Genomic DNA, 17,813 nt, shown 5'->3' with positions numbered 1-17,813 from the left:
CGCGCATCGCTGTTGCCGCTCAGCGCGACGGCGCGTCAGCTGCGAACTGAAACCGCATCTTGTGCCGATAAGTCTCGCCCGGACGCAACAGGCAATTCGGAAAATGCGCAAAGGTAGGAGAGCCGGGAAACTTCTGCGTTTCCAGGGCGATGCCCGCGAATTTGCACAGCGACGTTCCGTTTTTGCCGGACATCCGCTCATGCAGGTATCCTCCGGTGTAGACCTGCAGTCCGGGCTCGGTCGTGCTGATCTGCAGGCTGCGCCCGGACACCTGGTCGTGCAATATGGCGCTGGCATGCCTCTGGTCGCGCGGTGTTTCCAGACACCAGTTGTGGTCATACCCACCGCCTTCGGAAGACGGACAAAGCGCCGAGATATCCTGCCCAATGCGCTTGCCCAGACGAAAATCAAACGGCGTATCCGCGACGGATAGAATTTCGCCCGTGGCCAGCAGTGCATCATCCACCGGTGTGTAGAACCCGGCGTCAATCTGCAACTCATGGTCCAAAACCGGCCCCGTGCCTTGACCGGACAGGTTGAAATACGAGTGATGCACCATGTTGACCAGCGTGGTTCTATCGGTATCCGCCGTCATCTCGATCTCAAGCGCGCCCTCCGGGGTCAGGTGATAGCGACTTGTCAGGTTGGAGCGCCCCGGAAAGCCCATCTCGCCCTCTTCGGAGGTGGCCGAAAAGGTCACGCTGTTGTCGTCGAGCGCGGCAATCCGCCAGACCTTGCGATCAAACCCCGCCACACCACCGTGCAGGTGGTTGGTGCCCTCATTCGCGTCGAGATGGATATCTTGGCCTTCAATCTCGCACCGGGCACCTGCAATCCGGTTGGCATATTGCCCGCAGGTGGCCCCGAAGAACGCGTCCGACGCGACATAGCTTTCGAGATCGTCAAAACCCAGAACGACATCAGCCAGATCGCCCTTGTGATCAGGCACCCACAGCTCCGTGAGCCGTGCGCCGAAGGTGATCAGCCGTGCCTGTAGACCACCATTGGAGAGGGTGACGGCCTCGACCGCGTGACCGTCGAGATGCCCAAAGATTTCCGTATGCATGCCGTTCAATCCGCTATCGTTTCTGCGCAACCCTAAGACCCTGCGCAGAAAAGAAAAAGCATCTCTTGGCACTGAACGTCAGAGGTGGCACCGGTTCAGGTCGCTATGCCGCGCGCGGTCTAGTCGTACCGTAGCTCTGTCGCCTTGCCGCGGAAGATATAGTAGGACAGCGCCGTGTAGCCCAGAATGGCCGGCAGCACGAAAAGCGTCCCGATCAGGATGATGAACAGGCTTTCCGGCGCAGCGGCGGCGTCGTAGATCGTGATCTGTTCGGGCACCACGTAGGGGTAGAACGAATAGGCCATGCCTGTGAAGGCCAGCGCAAAGAGCGCCATCGCCGCTGCAAATGGGCTCCAGGCGGTCTTGTCCCCGACCTGCGGCAGCTTGTGGATACGCCAGAAGAGGTAGAGCACCAGAGCACCAGAGAGGATCGGCATCGGCGAGAGGTACAGGAATTCCGGCAGGCTGAACCACTTGTCAAAAATACGCGGGCTGACAAAAGGCGTGGCGACGGAAATCGCACCGATCCCAAGGATCAGGCCCCAGATACCGCCCTTGGCCCAGCCAACCGCGCGGGTCTGCAACGCGCCTTCCGTCTTGGCAATCAGCCATGCCGCCCCGATAAAACTGTACCCAACGGTCAGGAAGACTGCAGTGAGCAGCGCAAAGGCGACATGGCTCAGCGTCCAGGTCAGCCCCATGACATACATGCCCAGCATGAACCCCTGGCTCATCGACGCCATCAGGGAGCCTGCGAAGAACGCCGCGTTCCAGCGTTTCTTTTGGGACAGGGGGGCCTTGGCGCGGAATTCAAAGGAGACGCCGCGCAGGATCAGCCCGACGAGCATGATGAAAACCGGCAGGTAGAGCGATGTCAGGATGATCCCATGGGCGGGCGGGAAAGCCACCAGCAGGAGGCCGATGGCCAGCACCAGCCATGTCTCATTTGCATCCCAGAAAGGCCCGATGGAGGCGACGAGGCGGTCTTTCTCCTGCTCGTCCGCCAAGGGCATCAGCAGGCCAACACCGAGGTCGAACCCATCCAGGATGACGTAGATCAGGATGGACAGGCCCATTAACGCCGCGAAAGTCCATGGCAGCCAGATGGCGGGGTCTCCGAAATAGGTCATTGCTATTCTCCCGCATGCAGGGCGGCGACTTCAGCCTCGCCGCCGCGTGGATAAACGCGAGACGACAGGGGTTCGCCGCGCGAGGCCTTGCGCGCCAGATAGGTGATCACACCGATGTAGGCCACGATCAGCACGGCGTAGATCACCAGGTAGCCAATCAACGTGCTCAACACCATGCCGGAGGGCACATCGCTGACCGCGTCCTTTGTGCTGAGCACGCCCTGCACCAACCACGGCTGACGCCCGATTTCGGTGGTGTACCAGCCCGCCAGCGTGGCGATCCAGCCGCTGAAACTCATCGCGGCAAAGGCATAGAGCGGCACGTCCGGCATCGCGCCCGCCCCGTAGCGACGCAGCAGGTAGAGGCCCGCCCATGAAAGCGCAAGCATCGCCATACCGGTGGCCACCATGATGCGGAAGCTGAAGAACACAGGCGCCACGCGCGGGTGCAATGGCGTACCATCCTCCGCGACGAAGTCGTTGAGGCCCGGCACCACACCATCCGCTTTATGTTTCAGGATCAGGGACGCGCCATTCGGGATGCCAATTTCAAAGCGGTTTTCGCGGGCCTCTTCATCGGGAATGGCAAAGAGCACCAGCGGGATATTCGGACCGGTCTCCCAGTTACCTTCCATCGCGGCCACTTTTGCGGGCTGATGCTCCAATGTGTTCAGCCCATGGAAATCGCCCGCCAGGATTTGCAGCGGGATCAGGCCCGCCGCCGCGACGATGCCTACGCGCAGGGTCGTCTTCACGCTCTCGGCCCGGTCACCCCAGAGCAGCCTCAGCGCGGAAATACCCGCAATCAGAAACGCCACGGTGAGACCGGAGGCGAGCAGCATATGGATCAGGCGGTAAGGCATCGACGGGTTGAAGACGATGGCCCACCAGTCGGTGGCAAAGACCACGCCATCGCGCAGCTCATAGCCCTGCGGCGTGTGCATCCAGGAGTTCAGCACGATGATCCAGAAGGCCGACATCGTTGTGCCGAAAGCCACGAGAAACGTCGCCAGCGTATGCACCCACGGCTTCACCCGCGAGGCGCCAAAGAGCATGATGCCGAGAAACACAGCCTCGAGGAAAAAGGCCGTGATCACCTCATAGGCCAGCAGCGGCCCCGCGACGTTGCCCACGGTTTCCATGAACCCGGGCCAGTTGGTACCGAACTGGAACGACATGGTGATGCCGGACACGACGCCCATCGCAAAGGACAGGGCAAAGATCTTCACCCAGAACATGTAGGCGTCCATCCACTTCCGCTCTCCCGTCACGCTGAAGCGCAGCTTGAAGAACAGCAGCATCCAGCCCAGAGCGATGGTGATCGTCGGGAACAAGATATGAAACGAGATATTGGCCCCGAACTGGATGCGGGACAAAAGCAGCGTGTCCACAGGAATGACCTCTTTCTAACGTCAGAATTGCCTCTGATGCGACACAAGTAGTTTCTGAAGGCTGAATTTCAGGTGCCGTGCGACGAAACGCGCAGCCAGCGCGTGGGCCAAGTCAGAGGTCGGCAGGCTGTTCAGTCTTTGGGTGGCTCTTTCTCGACCGGGCCGCCCTGCTCCGCCCAGGTGGAAAAACCTTCTTTCAAATGGGCCGCCTCGAACCCCATATCGTGGAGAGTCGCCGTGGTCAGCGCAGACCGCCAACCCGACGCGCAGTGAAAGACAAATTTCTTATCCTGCCCGAATATCTCTTTGAAATAAGGGCTTTGCGGGTCGGCCCAGAATTCGATCATGCCGCGCGGCGCATGAAAGCTGCCCGGGATGAACCCACTGCGCTGCCGTTCGCGCATGTCGCGGATATCGACGATAACGACATCCGGATCATCCACCATTGCGATCAGGTCCTTGGTCTCGATCTCTTCAATGCGGGCACGGGCGTCTGCGACCATTTGCGCAGAGCTGGTCTTCAGTGGGGACATGGGTCGGCTCCTTCATGACGGTGAGATATCGCAGGCAGCCTGTCACAGCGACGGGCGGGCGACAACGCGGCAAAGGCGCAATTGACACCTGGTGACGTTTCAAGTGACCTGTGCGGGCGCGCCCGATGCCACAGCAGGACCAACCCCTTTGGACTACATCACGACCCTCTTTGTGGCGAGCGCCGCCTTTCTTTTTGCCGGAGCCGTCAAGGGGTTGGCCGGGATCGGCATGCCCACCGCAGCCATTGCCCTGATGACGCTGCTGCTGGACCCGCGCACGGCCATTGCGCTTGTCCTGTTTCCGATGATCGGGTCAAACGCCTGGCAGGTCTACCGCGCCGGAGAGCTGGCGCGCACCATGCGCCGCTACGCGGTCTTTGCCGCGGTGCTGTTGGCAGGCGTAACCGCGACGGCCTTTGCCACACAGGACACCGGCGACCGGGCGCTGCTGGCCATTCTGGGTCTGGTCATCCTGTTTTTTGTCGCCGTGTCCTGGCGCGGGTTGGTACCGCCCCTGGCTGCGCGCTTTGACCGGGCAGCACAGGTCGGGTTTGGGCTGCTGGCCGGTGTCGTTGGTGGCATGACTGCAGGATGGGGCGCACCCCTGGCGATGTACCTGGCCACCAAGCAGGTGGACAAAGACGAATTCGTGCGGGCCACCGGTTTTCTGATTTTTGTGGGTAGCCTGCCGCTTTGTCTTGCCTACATCCAGCTGGGCTTCATGACCGGCCCGCTTGCCGGGGTGTCCGCAGCGATGCTGGTCCCCACGCTGATCGGGTTCAGCATGGGCGAGGTCTTTCGCAAACGCCTTTCAGGCATCGCGTTTCGCAATGCTCTCCTGATCGTTTTCGTGTTCATGGGACTGAACCTGATCCGCCGCGCCATCTGGTACGGCTGAGGATCAGAGACACGCCTCCAACAGGTCCGTGGTGTTTTTCACGGTCATCTTCACCGGGTTTCCGCCGACACTGGGATCCTGCAACGCAGATGCCACAAGCGCGTCGATATTCGGGTCTTTTACACCGAGTTCCGTCAGATTATTTGGAATATTCAACTTTGTGTTCAAGTCACCCACAAAGCGATGGAAGCCGTCAAACCCGCCCGAGATGCTGAGGTAATTGGCCGCCCGTGCCAGATGTTTGCGCACTTTCGGACGGTTGAACATCAGCACTTGCTGCATGACCACCGCGTTGGTGGTCCCGTGGTGCGTATGATGCACCGCGCCAATCGGATGCGACAGGGCGTGGATCGCACCAAGACCTTTCTGGAACGCCGTCGCGCCCATTGCCGCCGCCGACATCATATGCGCCCGCGCCGTCAGGTTGGTACCGTCCTCATAGGCCGTCAACAGGTTATCCTTGACCAGCCGCATGCCCTCCAGCGCCATGCCCTGGCTCATCGGATGATAATGCGGCGAGCAATAGGCCTCCAGGCAGTGGGCAAAGGCGTCCATCCCTGTGCCCGCCGTGATCGCAGGGGGCATCCCAACGGTGAGTTCAGGATCGCAGATCACAACCGAAGGCAGGATTTTCGGGTGGAAGATGATCTTTTTCTCATGGGTGTCTGAATTGGTGATGACGCTGGCGCGGCCCACTTCCGAGCCCGTCCCCGCCGTTGTCGGCACCGCTACGATGGGCGCAATCGCCTCTGCATCGGCGCGCGTCCACCAATCTCCAATATCCTCGAAATCCCACAGGGGTCGCGTCTGACCGGCCATGAAGGCAATAACCTTGCCCAGATCGAGCCCCGAGCCACCCCCGAAAGCAACCACGCCATCATGCCCGCCATCGCGGAACATGCGCACGCCTTCTTCGGCGTTCTTCTCAGTCGGGTTCGGGTCTACATTCGAGAACATCGCGCGGCCCAAGCCAGCGGTCGTCAGTAGTTCGAGCGTGTTCTGGGTGATCGGCAAGTCCGCCAGTCCCTTGTCGGTGACCAGCAGCGGCTTGGTGATCCCGGCGGCCGCACAGGCTTCGGCAATCTCGGAAATGCGCCCAGCACCAAAACGGATCGCGGTGGGGTAGGACCAGTTTGCAGTCAACGTCATCGGATCAGGCCTTCTTGAGGTGGTATGATTTCGGGCGTGTCAGATTGTGGTAGCCAATGACCGACAGCCCGCCACCCCGTCCGGTATCCTTGCACCCGGTCCAGCACAAGCCCGGATCGAGGTAATCAGCGCGGTTCATGAAAACGGTGCCGGTCTCGATTGCATCGCCGATCGCCTCGGCGCGACCGATGTCCGGCGTCCAGAGCGATGCCGTCAGCCCGTAGGCGCTGTCATTCATCAACCGGACCGCCTCGGCGTCGTCCTTGACCGGCATGATACCCACAACCGGGCCAAAGCTCTCATCGCGCATCACGCGCATGGAATGATCCACATCCACCAGGATTTGCGGCATGAGATAAGCGCCACTGTCCTGAGGAAAGAGTTGCTTGTCGATCAGTGCCTTGGCGCCCATTTCTAACGCTTCTGCCGTCTGTGCCCGCACCTCATCGGCAAAACGTACCTGCGCCATGGGGCCAAGCGTCGTCTCCTGTTCCAACGGATTGCCGAGCTTGTAGTTTTCGACGATTGAGACCGCCTTATCCACAAACCGATCAAACAACGTTGCGGCCACGTAAATGCGCTCAATCCCACAGCAACACTGGCCGGAATTGAACATCGCCCCGTCGATCAGCGTCTCGGCGGCAGCCTCGAGATCGGCGTCCTCCATCACATAGCCCGGGTCCTTGCCACCCAATTCCAGCCCAAGACCGGTGAAGGTACCCGAGGCCGCAGCCTCCATCGCTTTGCCGCCACCGACAGAACCGGTGAAATTCACAAACCCAAAAGCCCGGTCGGCAATCAGCGCCGAGGTGGTCCTGTGATCCAGGAAGACATTCTGAAACACATCCTCCGGGATGCCCGCGGCGTGGAACGCCCGTGCCATGCGCTCGCCCACCAGCGGCGTCTGGCTCGCGTGTTTCAACATCACCGCATTGCCCGCAATGAGCGCGGGGGCGACTGTGTTGATCGCAGTCATGTAAGGATAGTTCCAGGGGGCCAAGACCAGCACCAACCCATGGGGCACACGTTTGATCATGCGGCGAAACGCGCCGCTGTCCTCTAGCGCAATCTCGGCCAGCGCTTCCTCGGCAATGCCGGCCATGTGCCGCGCACGCTCGTCAAATCCGCCGAACTCACCGCCATAGCGCACAGGGCGTCCCATCTGCCAGGCCAGTTCCGGCACGATCTCGTCATTCATCGCGCCGACATTGGCCACGCCTTTCAAGACGAGATCGATCCGTTCCCGCAAGGGCCGCGCGGCCCAATCAGCCTGTGCGGCCTTGCCCTTGGCCACGGCTTCGGCGGCCTCAAATTCGTTCAGCACGGGGCGCGTGGCGTAAATGGAGCCGTCAATCGGGGAGATACAGGTGATGGTCATGGCTCAGGCCCTCTCGAAGCCGCGTGCAATTTCCCAATCGGTCACGGCGCGGTCAAATTCTTCCTGCTCCCATTCGGCGCAGCGCGTGTAGTGGTCGATCACGTCGTCGCCCATGGCCGCGCGCAACATCGCTGAACCGCGCAGCGTCTCGGTCGCTGCCCGCAATGTCTGTGGGATATCGGCGGCTTTTGCGTCTTCGTAAACGTCACCTTTGGTCGGCGGGGCAAGCGTCATCTTGTCCTCGATCCCCTTGATGCCAGCGGCCAGCATGGCTGCCTGCGCCAGATAGGGGTTCAGGTCCGATCCGCCGATCCGGCATTCGACGCGCAGACCCTTCGTGCCCTCACCACAGAGCCGGAACCCGGCGGTGCGATTGTCCACCGACCAGACGGTCTTGGTCGGCGCAAAGGTCCCCTTGGCGAAGCGCTTGTAGCTGTTTACGTAAGGCGCCAGAAAAAACGTGTAGTCCGGCGCATAGGCAATCAGCCCAGCCATGTAATGGCGCATGAGGTCGGACATGCCCATCTCGGCCCCTTCTTCATAGAAGAGCGGGGCGCCGTCCGCCCAAAGCGATTGATGCACATGGCTGGAACTGCCGACCTTGTCGGCGGCCCACTTCGGCAGGAAGCTGGCGGCATGGCCTTGCTGCCACGCGATCTCCTTTACCGCGTGTTTGGCAATCGTGTGGTGATCAGCGCAGTCGAGGGCTGCGGCGTAGCGGATGTTCAGCTCTTCCTGCCCGGTTTCCGCTTCACCCTTTGTGTTTTCAACCGGCACACCGGCGGCATAGAGGTGGTTGCGCAAGGGGCGCATGATACCTTCTTCCTTGGTGGTCTGCACGATGTGATAATCTTCATTGTAGCCGCTGATCGGCGCCAGGTCGCGGAAACCCGATTTGCGGATCTCATCATAGCTCTTCTCGAAGAGGAAGAACTCCAACTCCGTCGCCATCATCGCGTCAAAGCCTATCTCGGTCAGCCGCGCCACCTGGCGTTTCAGCACCGCGCGGGGATCGTGCGGCACCGGCGCATGCGTGTGATGATCGAGAATATCGCAGAGCACCATCGCCGTGCCCTCCAGCCACGGGACGGGTCGGATCGTGCTCAGATCCGGGCGCATCACATAGTCGCCATAGCCTGCCTGCCACGAGGTACTGGCATAGCCATCGGGCGTCGCCATCTCCAGATCCGTGGCCAGCAGGTAGTTGCAGCAGTGCGTCTCCGCATAGGAATGCTCGACGAAGTTCGCCGCGTGGAAGCGTTTGCCCATCAACCGGCCCTGCATGTCCACAAAGCAGACAAGAACCGTGTCGATCGCGCCCTCCGCCACCTGCGATTTCAACTGTTCAAAGCTCAATGTGCCAGCCATGGGAGTGTCCGTTTGCAAAAGGGTCGGGGGCGACACGCGCCGCCCCCAAGAAGAGTTAGCCGTAGCGGTAAGGCCGTCCGGCCTCGACCATATCGGCGTTGTATTGCTTGAATATCTCGACGACCTTCGCCTTGGTCTCGGACTCTGCTGCGATCTCGTCCCAGAACTTGAGCGCGGCATCTTCGACCTGCTGCCATTCCGCATCGGGGATCGAGGTCAGCTCCATCTTGGTGCCGTTCACGCGCAGGTTGGCCTCGCCGCCCCAGTACCACCATTGGCGATAATAGTGCGACTGATCCATGCAGACTTTCAGCAGCTCTTTGAGGTCATCCGGCAGCGCGTTGTAGCTTTCCATATTAGCAAAGAACGAGCCCGCCCAGGCGCCGGAAATGTTGTTGGTCAGGAAGTAGTTGGTCACATCTGCCCAACCCACGGTGTAATCTTCGGTGATGCCTGACCAGGCGATACCGTCCAATTCACCCGTCTGTACCGCGACCTCGATATCTTCCCAAGGCAGCGTCACCGGCACCACGCCGAACTGCGTCAGGAAGCGGCCAGCCGTGGGGAAGGTGAAGACGCGCTTGCCCTTGAGGTCTTCGAGGCTGTTGATCGGATCCTTGGTGGCGAAATGGCACGGGTCCCAGGCACCGGCAGAGATGTGTTTCACACCCACAGCCGAGTACTGCTCGTCCCATATCTCGTTCAGCCCGTATTGGTTGAAGAGCACCGGTACGTCGAGCGAGTAGCGCGAGGCGAAGGGGAAATAGCCTCCAAAAACAGTGACTTCCGTAGGCGAGGCCATGCTGTCATCATCCGACTGCACGGCGTCGATGGTGCCGTTCTGCATGGCGCGGAAGAGCTCCCCCGTGGGCACCAGCTGATCGGCAAAGAAAAGCTCGATCTGCATCCGGTCGCCGGCGATCTTGTTGAAGCTATCGATGGCGGGCTTGATCACATGCTCGGCCAGTGCGGGGCCCGCATAGGTCTGCATCCGCCATGTGATCGTGCCTTGCGCCAGCGCAGGGGCGGCCAGCGGCGCGGCTGCGGCCCCGGCTGCGGCGCTGGTCAGAAACTTACGTCTTGTTGTCATGGTCTTACTCCTTGTTGAGGTGAATGCCCCGGTCTGCCGGGGTCTTGATTATTTTCCGTAAACGTATTCGGGCAGCCACAGGGCAATCTGCGGGAAGGTCATGATCAACGCGAGGCATCCAATCATCACGATCACGAACGGCAGGATCGAGCCGTAGATGTCCTTGAGCGTGATCTCGGGCGGGGCCATCGCCCGCATCAGAAAGAGATTATAGCCAAAGGGCGGTGTCATATAGGCGATCTGTGTGGTGATCGTGTAGAGCACGCCGTACCAGATCAGATCAAACCCTAAGGCGGCGACCAGCGGCACGTAGAGGGGCGCTACAATCACCAACATCGCGGTGTCATCGAGGAAGGTGCCCATCAGCAGAAACGAGAGCTGCATGAGAATCAGGATCATCCATGGGTTGAGGCCCAACTGTTCCGTAAACAACTGATCGATGGCTTTAACCGCACCCAGACCGTCGAAAACCGCACCAAACCCGAGGGCGGCGAGAATAATCCACATGAACATACAGGAGATCGCCAGCGTCTGGCGCACGGAGGTTTCGAACACCTCGCGGTTCATGCGTCCCTTTACCACGGCGGCCATGAAGGCCGTCAGCGCGCCGATGGCCGAGCTTTCCACTAGGCTGGTCCAGCCGTTCACAAACGGCACCATCATCGCCATGAAAATGACAATGGGCAGCAGCCCCGCCCGCAACAGCCGCAGCTTTTCCGCCGTCGGCACGGTGCGCTCTTCGGGTGGCAGTACCGGCCCCAGCGCGGGGTTCGCCTTGCAGCGCAGGTAGATATAGAGAATGAACGCCGCTGCCATCATCAGCCCCGGGATCACACCAGCCAGCCACAGCTGCCCCACAGGCTGCCGCGCGATCATCGCGTAGAGCACCAGCACCACGGAGGGCGGCACGAGGATGCCCAAACTCGACCCCGCCTGGATCACCCCCGTCACCATGCGTTTGTCATAACCGCGCCGCAAAAGCTCGGGCAGTGCGATGGTGGCCCCGATGGCCATGCCCGCCACGCTTAGGCCGTTCATGGCCGAGACCAACACCATCAGCCCGATGGTGCCAATCGCCAACCCACCGGACACCGGCCCCATCCAGACGTGGAACATCCGGTAGAGGTCATCCGCGATCTTCGATTCCGACAACACGTAACCCATGAAAATGAACATCGGTAGCGTCAGCAGCGGGTACCATTTCATCAGCTTCATGGCGGAGGAAAACGGGATGTTCACCCCGCCCGGCGTCCAGAGCAGCACCGCCGCAATCGCCGCCACGCCGCCAATGGCGCCGAACACCCGTTGGCCAGTCATCAGCATCAGCATCATTGAGGCGAACATCAGGATCGCGATCATCTCATACGACATCGAGATCCACCTCGCGTAATGTCGCAATATCCTTGATCAGCTCGGAGATCGCCTGCAGCAGCATCAGGAAGAACCCCGCGATCATCACCGCCTTGATCGGCCAGATATAGGGTCGCCACGCGGTGCTGGAGCGCTCCAACCGTCCGACCTCTTCCGCGCCTGTCAAAAGCCCGGCGAAATAGGTCAGCGGCTCCTGCCCCCAATACCCCAGCGAATAGGCGGTCGACCCCAGCGCGCCGTAGAGCAGGATGCCCAGATAAAAGATCAGCAGCAGTACGGTGAAGGCGTCGAACCACGCTTTCTTCTCCACCGACCAGTTGTGATAGAAGAGGTCCATGCGCACATTCGCGCCCAGTTGCATCGCATAAGGCCCCCCCGTGATGTAGTAGGCAACCATCGCAAATTGCGCCATTTCCAGCGTCCAGAGGGTCGGCAGGAAAAACGTCTTGGAGATCGACGACCACAACAGGATCGCCATCATGACAAAGATACCGTACATCATGATGCGCCCGATCCGGTAGTTCACCGCATCCACCCAGCGGACGTAGAAAGCGGCCACGCGCGTCATGCTGCCGCCTCTAGTGCCGCAAGCGCCTGGGCGACCCAACCGGCCAGCATTTCCGCCACGTCCTGCTGCTGTTGCGCAGTGGCGATCAGATCATTCCGGATCTCAAGCATCACATTGGGGATGCCGCGGCTCTGCCCGTGCAGTTTCAGCGTATGCGTTACGCCGTCCTCGGGCCCGTAGGGCGCATTCCGCTGGACGTTTAGCGCCGTGTGTCGGGCCGCGGTGCTGAGCATGGCGTCCGCAAGCCGCGTGTCGCTGTCGTGCAGGATACCGATTTCCACGTCGCGGGTCTGCCTCATGAAAATCGGCGTGAAACTATGCACGGTTACCAGAACCCGCGCGTTCGCCGCATCCATGGTGTCGCGTACCGCGGCCTCGAACGGCAGATAATAGCGCACGACACGGTCCGCCCGATCCGCCCCACTGAGGCCGATGTTGCCTGGAATGTCGCGGCCTTCGCTCTGGTCCAGAATGGCGGAGGCGGCTTCGGGCGGACGGTTGCAATCATAGATCAGCCGCGACACGGCGCCTGCCACAAGGGGCGCATCAAGACGCTCCGACATCCTACGCGCAACCGCCAGTGCGCCGGGATCCCAAGCTGCGTGGCCCTTTTGCATGTCAGGCGGCAGCCCCAGCGCGTTCAGTTCCGGCGGGAAGAAGGCGCTGGCGTGTTCGCAGACCAGCACGGTACCGGACGCACCATCTGCATGTAGTACATGCACCGGTACATCCTCCTGTTGCGCTGCGCCTGGTTTCGTCATTCGACCCCCGTTTCGCATAAACTTCTTGCCGGATCGGGATTCTGTCAACAGAATAATGAAACTATTCTTTCAGTTCTCTATGATCTGTAAAAAAATCCATCAAAAAGAAGGCACCCGATTTGGATGACGCCAATCTCACCATCGCAGACCGCATTCAGGCCCGGCTTGAAACCCTGACCCGTGCCGAGCGACAGCTGGCCCATGCGATCCTGGAAAACTACCCTGCCTCAGGGCTTGGTCCGATTGCGACCCTGGCCAAGGATGCCGATGTTTCGACCCCGACCGTGGCGCGGATGGTGCAGAAGCTGGGGTTCAAAGGGTATCCGGAGTTTCAGGCCGATCTGCGCGAGGAACTGAAGGCGAAGGTCAGCGGCCCCATCGCCAAACATGACACCTGGGCCGAGGGTGCGCCGGAAGGCCACATGCTGAACCGTTTCACCGAGGCGGTGATCCAGAACATCCGCCATTCGTTGGCCCAGATCGACACCAATGATTTCGATGCCGCCTGCGCACAACTGGCCGACACCAGTTCGCGGCTGCACATCGTCGGTGGACGGATCACCCACACGCTGGCGGAATATCTCTTTCTGCACATGCAGATGATCCGCCCGGAAGTGATCCATATTCAATCCACCTCCAACGCCTGGCCGCATTACCTGCTGGACGTGAAGGAGGGCGATACTTTCGCGATCTTCGACGTGCGCCGGTACGAGAGCAATACGCTCAAGCTGGCGGAAATTGCCCAAGCGCGGGGCGCGCGGATCATTCTCTTTACCGATCAGTGGCGGTCCCCCATCCACAGCCTCGCCGATATCTGTTTCTCCAGCCGGATCGTTGTGCCCTCGGCCTGGGATTCCGCCGCCACCACATTGCTGTTGGTCGAGACGGTCATCGCGGCGGTGCAAGACCTGTCCTGGGCCGATACCAAGGACCGGATGCAAACGCTGGAAGACATGTTTGACCAAACCAAACTCTTCCGTAAATTCACCTAGAGATGCGTCGGGAGGGACAGATATGAGCAGGCACAATCGGCGACCGCGCAAGGGGATGTCCCATGTGATCGGCGACACATCCGCGCCTCTTCTGAACATGACCTTGCCTAATATGCTGGCGCAAACGACCGCGCGGCTCCCGGACCATCCCGCCGCTATCTTTCGCGCTCAGGAGATCCGATGGAGCTATAGTGATCTCAGCCGAGAGGTAGACCGTTGTGCCGCCGGGTTGCTTGATCTGGGGATCAGCCAAGGCGACCGCGTCGGCATCTGGTCGCCAAACCGCTATGAATGGCTGCTCACCCAGTTCGCCACCGCCCGCATCGGGGCCGTGCTGGTGTGCATCAATCCTGCCTACCGCCTGTCGGAGCTTGAGTTCGCCCTGAACAAGGTTGGCTGTCGGGCGTTGATCACGGCCCGCGCCTTCAAGTCCTCGGACTACACCGGCATGCTGCAAAAGCTTGCCCCTGAACTGGGCCAGACCACGGGTCTCCTGCGCGCCGCCAAGCTGCCCCACTTGCGCCATGTCATCGTGATGGGGCAGGACATCCCGGAAGGGATGCGCAGTTTTGACGCGCTGTGCCGGGCAGGCAAAGCCAGCACAGCCGACCTCGACGCAATCAGTGCCCGTCTCGACCCGCAGGATGTGATTAACATTCAGTTCACCTCCGGCACCACCGGCAGCCCAAAAGGCGCCAGCCTCACGCATCATAACATCGTCAACAACGCGCATTTCGTCACGCAAACCCTTGAGCTGACGGAACGCGACAAGCTCTGTATCCCCGTGCCTTTCTATCACTGCTTTGGCATGGTGATGGGCACCTTAGGCTGCGTCACCAAAGGTGCCACCATCGTGGTCCCCGGTGAGGGCTTTGATGCGAGGGAAACTCTGCAAGCCGTCTCGGAAGAATGCTGCACGGCCCTCTTCGGCGTGCCCACGATGTTTGTGAACGAACTCGCCCTGCCCGACTTCGACCGCTACGATCTCAGCACCCTGAGGACGGGCATCATGGCCGGCGCGCCCTGCCCGCGCGAAATCATGAAACAGGTGCAGTCGCAGATGCACATGACCGGCGTGACCATCGCCTACGGCATGACCGAAACCTCCCCTGTTTCCTTCCAAAGCAACGTGGACGATCCGCTGGACAAGCGGGTCTCCTCAGTGGGCCGCATCCATCCGCATGTCGAGGTCCGCCTCGTCGATGCAGAAGGCCACACAGTGCCCACCGGACACCAGGGAGAGCTATTGACCCGCGGCTATTCGGTGATGAAAGGCTACTGGGGAGAGGATGAAAAAACCACTCAGAGCATCGATGCCGAGGGCTGGATGCATACCGGAGACCTCGCCACTCTGGATGCGGAGGGCTATTGCAGCATCACCGGTCGCGTCAAGGACATGATCCTGCGCGGGGGCGAGAACATCTACCCACGGGAAATAGAGGAATTCCTCTACACGCATCCGGATATCGCTCAAGCGCAGGTTTTCGGCATCCCCGATGACACCTTGGGGGAAATCGTCTGCGCCTGGGTGGTCCTGCACGGAGGTGCCACGGCGTCACCGAAAACGATACGGGACTTCTGCAAGGAAAACATCGCCCACTTCAAAACGCCAACTCACATCCGCATCAGATCCGAGCTGCCGATGACGGTCACCGGCAAGCCGCAAAAGTTCATCATGCGGGATCAGATGGTGGCAGAGCTCTCTGGTGAGGCATGAAAGGCGACGCGAAGTGCCAACACCAGGCCAATCCGCTCAGGATTTGCCTGGGACATGTCGTGCGGCGCCAGCCGCGCCTTTCACCAACAGCACGGTTCTGACCAATCGCCCGATCCGAACCACCCTCTGTCAGACCGCACCGGTGTATTCACCCCGCGCCGGATAGTCATTGCCTATTGCAAAGTCCAACGCCCCCACCAGTTCCGAGAAATGCGGGCGCACGAACGGCATCGTCTGCACCGATCCGTAGTAAAGCGTCTGTTGCGGTGTCACCATGAACAGCCCCGGCTCGGAAAAAAGCGCAGGCTCTTCGATCCCGATCGACGTCTTGCCCCGCGATGTAGAGATGTAGAGCCCCCATTCCTTGGCCTTGCTCAGGGACAGATCATAGCCGAACCGCAGCTCTTTTGCCTCGATCTTTTCCGCCATCGCCTGTGCGCGCTCTTCACCATCGCTGCTGATCGCGATGGTCTTCACGCCACGTTCCGCAAATTCCGGTGTTCGTTTTTCAAGCTCTTTCAGATAGGTCGCGCAGAGCGGGCAATGCAGCCCCCGGTAAAAACAGACAACCGTGCCCCGTTCAGAGGCATCTTCCGACAGGTTGAATGTGCCTCCACCAAGAAGGGGGAGCTCAAGGTCGGGGGTTTTCTGGCGTGGCATCAGCATGGGGCACTTCTCCGTTCTATAATTCGTGGGTCCCACTGCTCTCATGGATACCGACGCAAGGCCATAGGCGAGAGTTCACGTTGCCTTGTGCGCAAGAGCATGGAACGGAAGTCGCGGGGAAGTGGCTTTTTACCCGCCTCGGTTTTTTCCAAACCGCGTTGGCGGCACCGACAACATCCCCTAACTACGCCAATTTAACACGCGCTTTTCGATGGCGCCGATCACGGCGCTGACCAGAACACCCAAAACCGACAGGATCACCACGCCTGCAAAAAGCCGTTCCAGATCATAGAGCGACCCCGCCTCGAGAATATAGGCACCGATCCCATATTCCGCGCCCAGCATCTCCGCCGCAACCAGCAGGATGATCGCAATCGCCAGCGAAATCCGGAGCCCCGCAAGAATGCCGGGCATTGCCCCCGGCAGGACAATCTTGCGGACGATACTGAGCCAGCTCAGCCCAAAACTCTGCCCCATGCGGATCAGCGTTCGGTCTACGTTATCCACAGCCGCATATGTGGCCACGACGGTCGGGGTGAAGGTACCAAAGGCGATCAATGCATATTTGCTGCCTTCGTCGATCCCGAACCAGATCACAAAGAGCGGCAGCAGGGCAATCTTGGGAATTGGGAAGATCGCCGCCACCAAGGGCACCAATCCGGCGCGGATGAAAGAGAACAATCCCATCAAAAGACCCACACCGATCCCCAATGACGCCCCCAAAGCGGCACCGACCGCCAGTCGGGACAGAGAGGGCAAGAGATGTTGGAACAAGAGCCCCGAGCTGTAAAGCTCTGCAAATGTTTGCAAAACATCGCTTGGCTTGGGCAGGGTAAGCGGCGAGATAAACCCGGTGCGCGTGCCCCATTCAACAGCCAGTAGCAGGACCAGAAACACCGCAAACCCAACCCAACGCCGTGTCACCGGCGCAAAACCTCCCCCTCTGAATACGACTATTTTGACCGGGTTATCCACCGATCAGCTCCGCATCCGCCGCCGCTGCTTCCGCGCGCATCAACTCCCAGAGATGTTTCTGCTTCACCTCCAGATCTGCGTCACCATAGGCGCGCGCCTCGAGCGGTTTTTCCAGAGTGACCACCTCTCGAACCTCACCCGGGCGGCGCGACAACACCACGATCCGGTGTCCCAAGCGCACGGCTTCGGCCAGATTGTGCGTTACATAAACTGCCGTAAAGGGGGTCCTTGTCCACAGGCTTATCAGATCGTCCATCAGCAATTCGCGCGTCTGGCTGTCCAGCGCCGAGAGCGGCTCATCCATCAACATCACCGCCGGATTGACGACCAGCGCACGGGCGATGGCCACCCGCTGTTTCATGCCGCCAGAGAGCTGTCGTGGTAACGTATCGGCAAAGTCCGAAAGGCGCGTGCGCTGCAGCACATCCTTGATCATAGCGCTCGCATCTACGCCTTTGATCTCATGGTCTTCCAACACAAGAGACACATTCCCCGCAACCGTGCGCCAGGGCAGCAAAGCAAAATCCTGAAAAATGTAGGTCAAAGGGTTCAGGCAGTCCTCGGGCGCCTGCCCCACCTGCAGAACCTCCCCAAGGTCCGGTTCTTCCAACCCGCCCATCATCCGCAGCAGCGTGGATTTGCCACAGCCGGACGGCCCGACGATGCAGACAATCTGCCCCGCCGGGATGTCGAGATCGATGCCGCGCAGCACCTCGCGGCCACCATATCCGTGACCAACTCCCCGCAGGCGCAGCTCCAT

Annotated in this window: 17 protein-coding genes; 3 read left to right on the top strand and 14 right to left on the bottom strand. The window is 60.4% G+C overall.

What is annotated here, in order from left to right; translation table 11 throughout:
* Positions 1-19: 19 nt before the first annotated feature.
* The 4 genes from ISX84_RS08145 to ISX84_RS08130 form a co-directional block, all read right to left on the bottom strand.
* Positions 20-1,066, bottom strand: coding sequence for an aldose epimerase family protein (locus ISX84_RS08145; RefSeq protein ID WP_195819837.1), 1,047 nt, complete (start codon positions 1,064-1,066; stop codon positions 20-22).
* A 119-nt stretch (positions 1,067-1,185) separates the two neighbouring features.
* Entirely contained in the window at positions 1,186-2,196 is a 1,011-nt protein-coding gene (locus tag ISX84_RS08140; RefSeq protein WP_195819836.1) for a cytochrome d ubiquinol oxidase subunit II, read from the bottom strand.
* 2 nt (positions 2,197-2,198) lie between these two features.
* Complete coding sequence (locus tag ISX84_RS08135; protein ID WP_195819835.1) at positions 2,199-3,587, bottom strand: cytochrome ubiquinol oxidase subunit I; 1,389 nt, start codon at positions 3,585-3,587, stop codon at positions 2,199-2,201.
* Positions 3,588-3,718: 131 nt separating this feature from the next.
* Positions 3,719-4,120, bottom strand: a complete 402-nt coding sequence (locus ISX84_RS08130) for a rhodanese-like domain-containing protein (RefSeq protein WP_195819834.1) — start codon at positions 4,118-4,120, stop codon at positions 3,719-3,721.
* A 91-nt stretch (positions 4,121-4,211) separates the two neighbouring features.
* On the opposite strand from ISX84_RS08130, the gene ISX84_RS08125 reads away from it, so the two are divergent.
* Positions 4,212-5,018 carry a sulfite exporter TauE/SafE family protein gene (locus tag ISX84_RS08125; RefSeq protein ID WP_326838718.1) on the top strand — a complete coding sequence of 269 codons (807 nt, stop codon included), beginning with the start codon at positions 4,212-4,214 and terminating at the stop codon, positions 5,016-5,018.
* Between the two features lie 3 nt (positions 5,019-5,021).
* Here the strand turns inward: ISX84_RS08125 and ISX84_RS08120 are convergent, their stop codons facing one another.
* Genes ISX84_RS08120 through ISX84_RS08090 form a run of 7 tightly spaced genes read right to left on the bottom strand, consistent with a single transcriptional unit; the run spans position 5,022 to position 12,703 of the window.
* Positions 5,022-6,167 (bottom strand): iron-containing alcohol dehydrogenase, encoded by a 1,146-nt coding sequence (locus tag ISX84_RS08120; RefSeq protein ID WP_195819833.1) that lies wholly within the window; start codon positions 6,165-6,167, stop codon positions 5,022-5,024.
* A 4-nt stretch (positions 6,168-6,171) separates the two neighbouring features.
* Positions 6,172-7,545: an aldehyde dehydrogenase family protein gene (locus ISX84_RS08115; RefSeq protein ID WP_195819832.1), complete on the bottom strand. Its 1,374-nt coding sequence runs from the start codon at positions 7,543-7,545 to the stop codon at positions 6,172-6,174.
* A 3-nt stretch (positions 7,546-7,548) separates the two neighbouring features.
* A complete protein-coding gene (locus ISX84_RS08110; protein ID WP_195819831.1) occupies positions 7,549-8,913 on the bottom strand; it encodes a glutamine synthetase family protein in 1,365 nt (454 codons plus the stop codon).
* 55 nt (positions 8,914-8,968) lie between these two features.
* A complete protein-coding gene (locus ISX84_RS08105; protein ID WP_195819830.1) occupies positions 8,969-10,003 on the bottom strand; it encodes a TRAP transporter substrate-binding protein in 1,035 nt (344 codons plus the stop codon).
* A 48-nt stretch (positions 10,004-10,051) separates the two neighbouring features.
* On the bottom strand, positions 10,052-11,374 hold the full coding sequence (locus ISX84_RS08100; RefSeq protein WP_195819829.1) for a TRAP transporter large permease: 1,323 nt from the start codon (positions 11,372-11,374) through the stop codon (positions 10,052-10,054).
* A complete protein-coding gene (locus ISX84_RS08095) occupies positions 11,364-11,942 on the bottom strand; it encodes a TRAP transporter small permease subunit (protein ID WP_195819828.1) in 579 nt (192 codons plus the stop codon). The genes ISX84_RS08100 and ISX84_RS08095 overlap by 11 nt, the downstream gene beginning before the upstream one ends.
* A complete protein-coding gene (locus tag ISX84_RS08090) occupies positions 11,939-12,703 on the bottom strand; it encodes an N-formylglutamate amidohydrolase (RefSeq protein ID WP_195819827.1) in 765 nt (254 codons plus the stop codon). Before ISX84_RS08090 ends, ISX84_RS08095 begins: the two co-directional genes overlap by 4 nt.
* Before the next feature lie 119 nt (positions 12,704-12,822).
* Between ISX84_RS08090 and ISX84_RS08085 the strand changes: the two genes are divergently transcribed.
* Both ISX84_RS08085 and ISX84_RS08080 read left to right on the top strand, forming a co-directional pair.
* Positions 12,823-13,695, top strand: a complete 873-nt coding sequence (locus tag ISX84_RS08085) for a MurR/RpiR family transcriptional regulator (RefSeq protein WP_195819826.1) — start codon at positions 12,823-12,825, stop codon at positions 13,693-13,695.
* A 22-nt stretch (positions 13,696-13,717) separates the two neighbouring features.
* Positions 13,718-15,412 (top strand): AMP-binding protein, encoded by a 1,695-nt coding sequence (locus tag ISX84_RS08080; protein ID WP_195819825.1) that lies wholly within the window; start codon positions 13,718-13,720, stop codon positions 15,410-15,412.
* Between the two features lie 129 nt (positions 15,413-15,541).
* On the opposite strand, the gene ISX84_RS08075 is transcribed toward ISX84_RS08080, so the two are convergent.
* The 3 genes from ISX84_RS08075 to ISX84_RS08065 all read right to left on the bottom strand — a co-directional run bounded on the left by ISX84_RS08075 (position 15,542) and on the right by ISX84_RS08065 (position 17,813).
* The gene (locus tag ISX84_RS08075) at positions 15,542-16,078 is read right to left on the bottom strand and encodes a peroxiredoxin-like family protein (RefSeq protein ID WP_195819824.1); all 537 of its coding nucleotides are present in this window, start codon (positions 16,076-16,078) and stop codon (positions 15,542-15,544) included.
* Between the two features lie 180 nt (positions 16,079-16,258).
* Entirely contained in the window at positions 16,259-17,053 is a 795-nt protein-coding gene (locus tag ISX84_RS08070) for an ABC transporter permease (RefSeq protein ID WP_195819823.1), read from the bottom strand.
* The gene (locus ISX84_RS08065) at positions 17,046-17,813 is read right to left on the bottom strand and encodes an ABC transporter ATP-binding protein (protein ID WP_195819822.1); all 768 of its coding nucleotides are present in this window, start codon (positions 17,811-17,813) and stop codon (positions 17,046-17,048) included. Before ISX84_RS08065 ends, ISX84_RS08070 begins: the two co-directional genes overlap by 8 nt.

It is taken from the genome of Roseobacter sp. MH60115 (genome assembly GCF_015644665.1).
GTDB lineage: Bacteria > Pseudomonadota > Alphaproteobacteria > Rhodobacterales > Rhodobacteraceae > Roseobacter.
The sequence above is the reverse complement of the archived record's forward strand: the minus strand, read 5'-3'. Positions and strand labels throughout refer to the sequence as shown.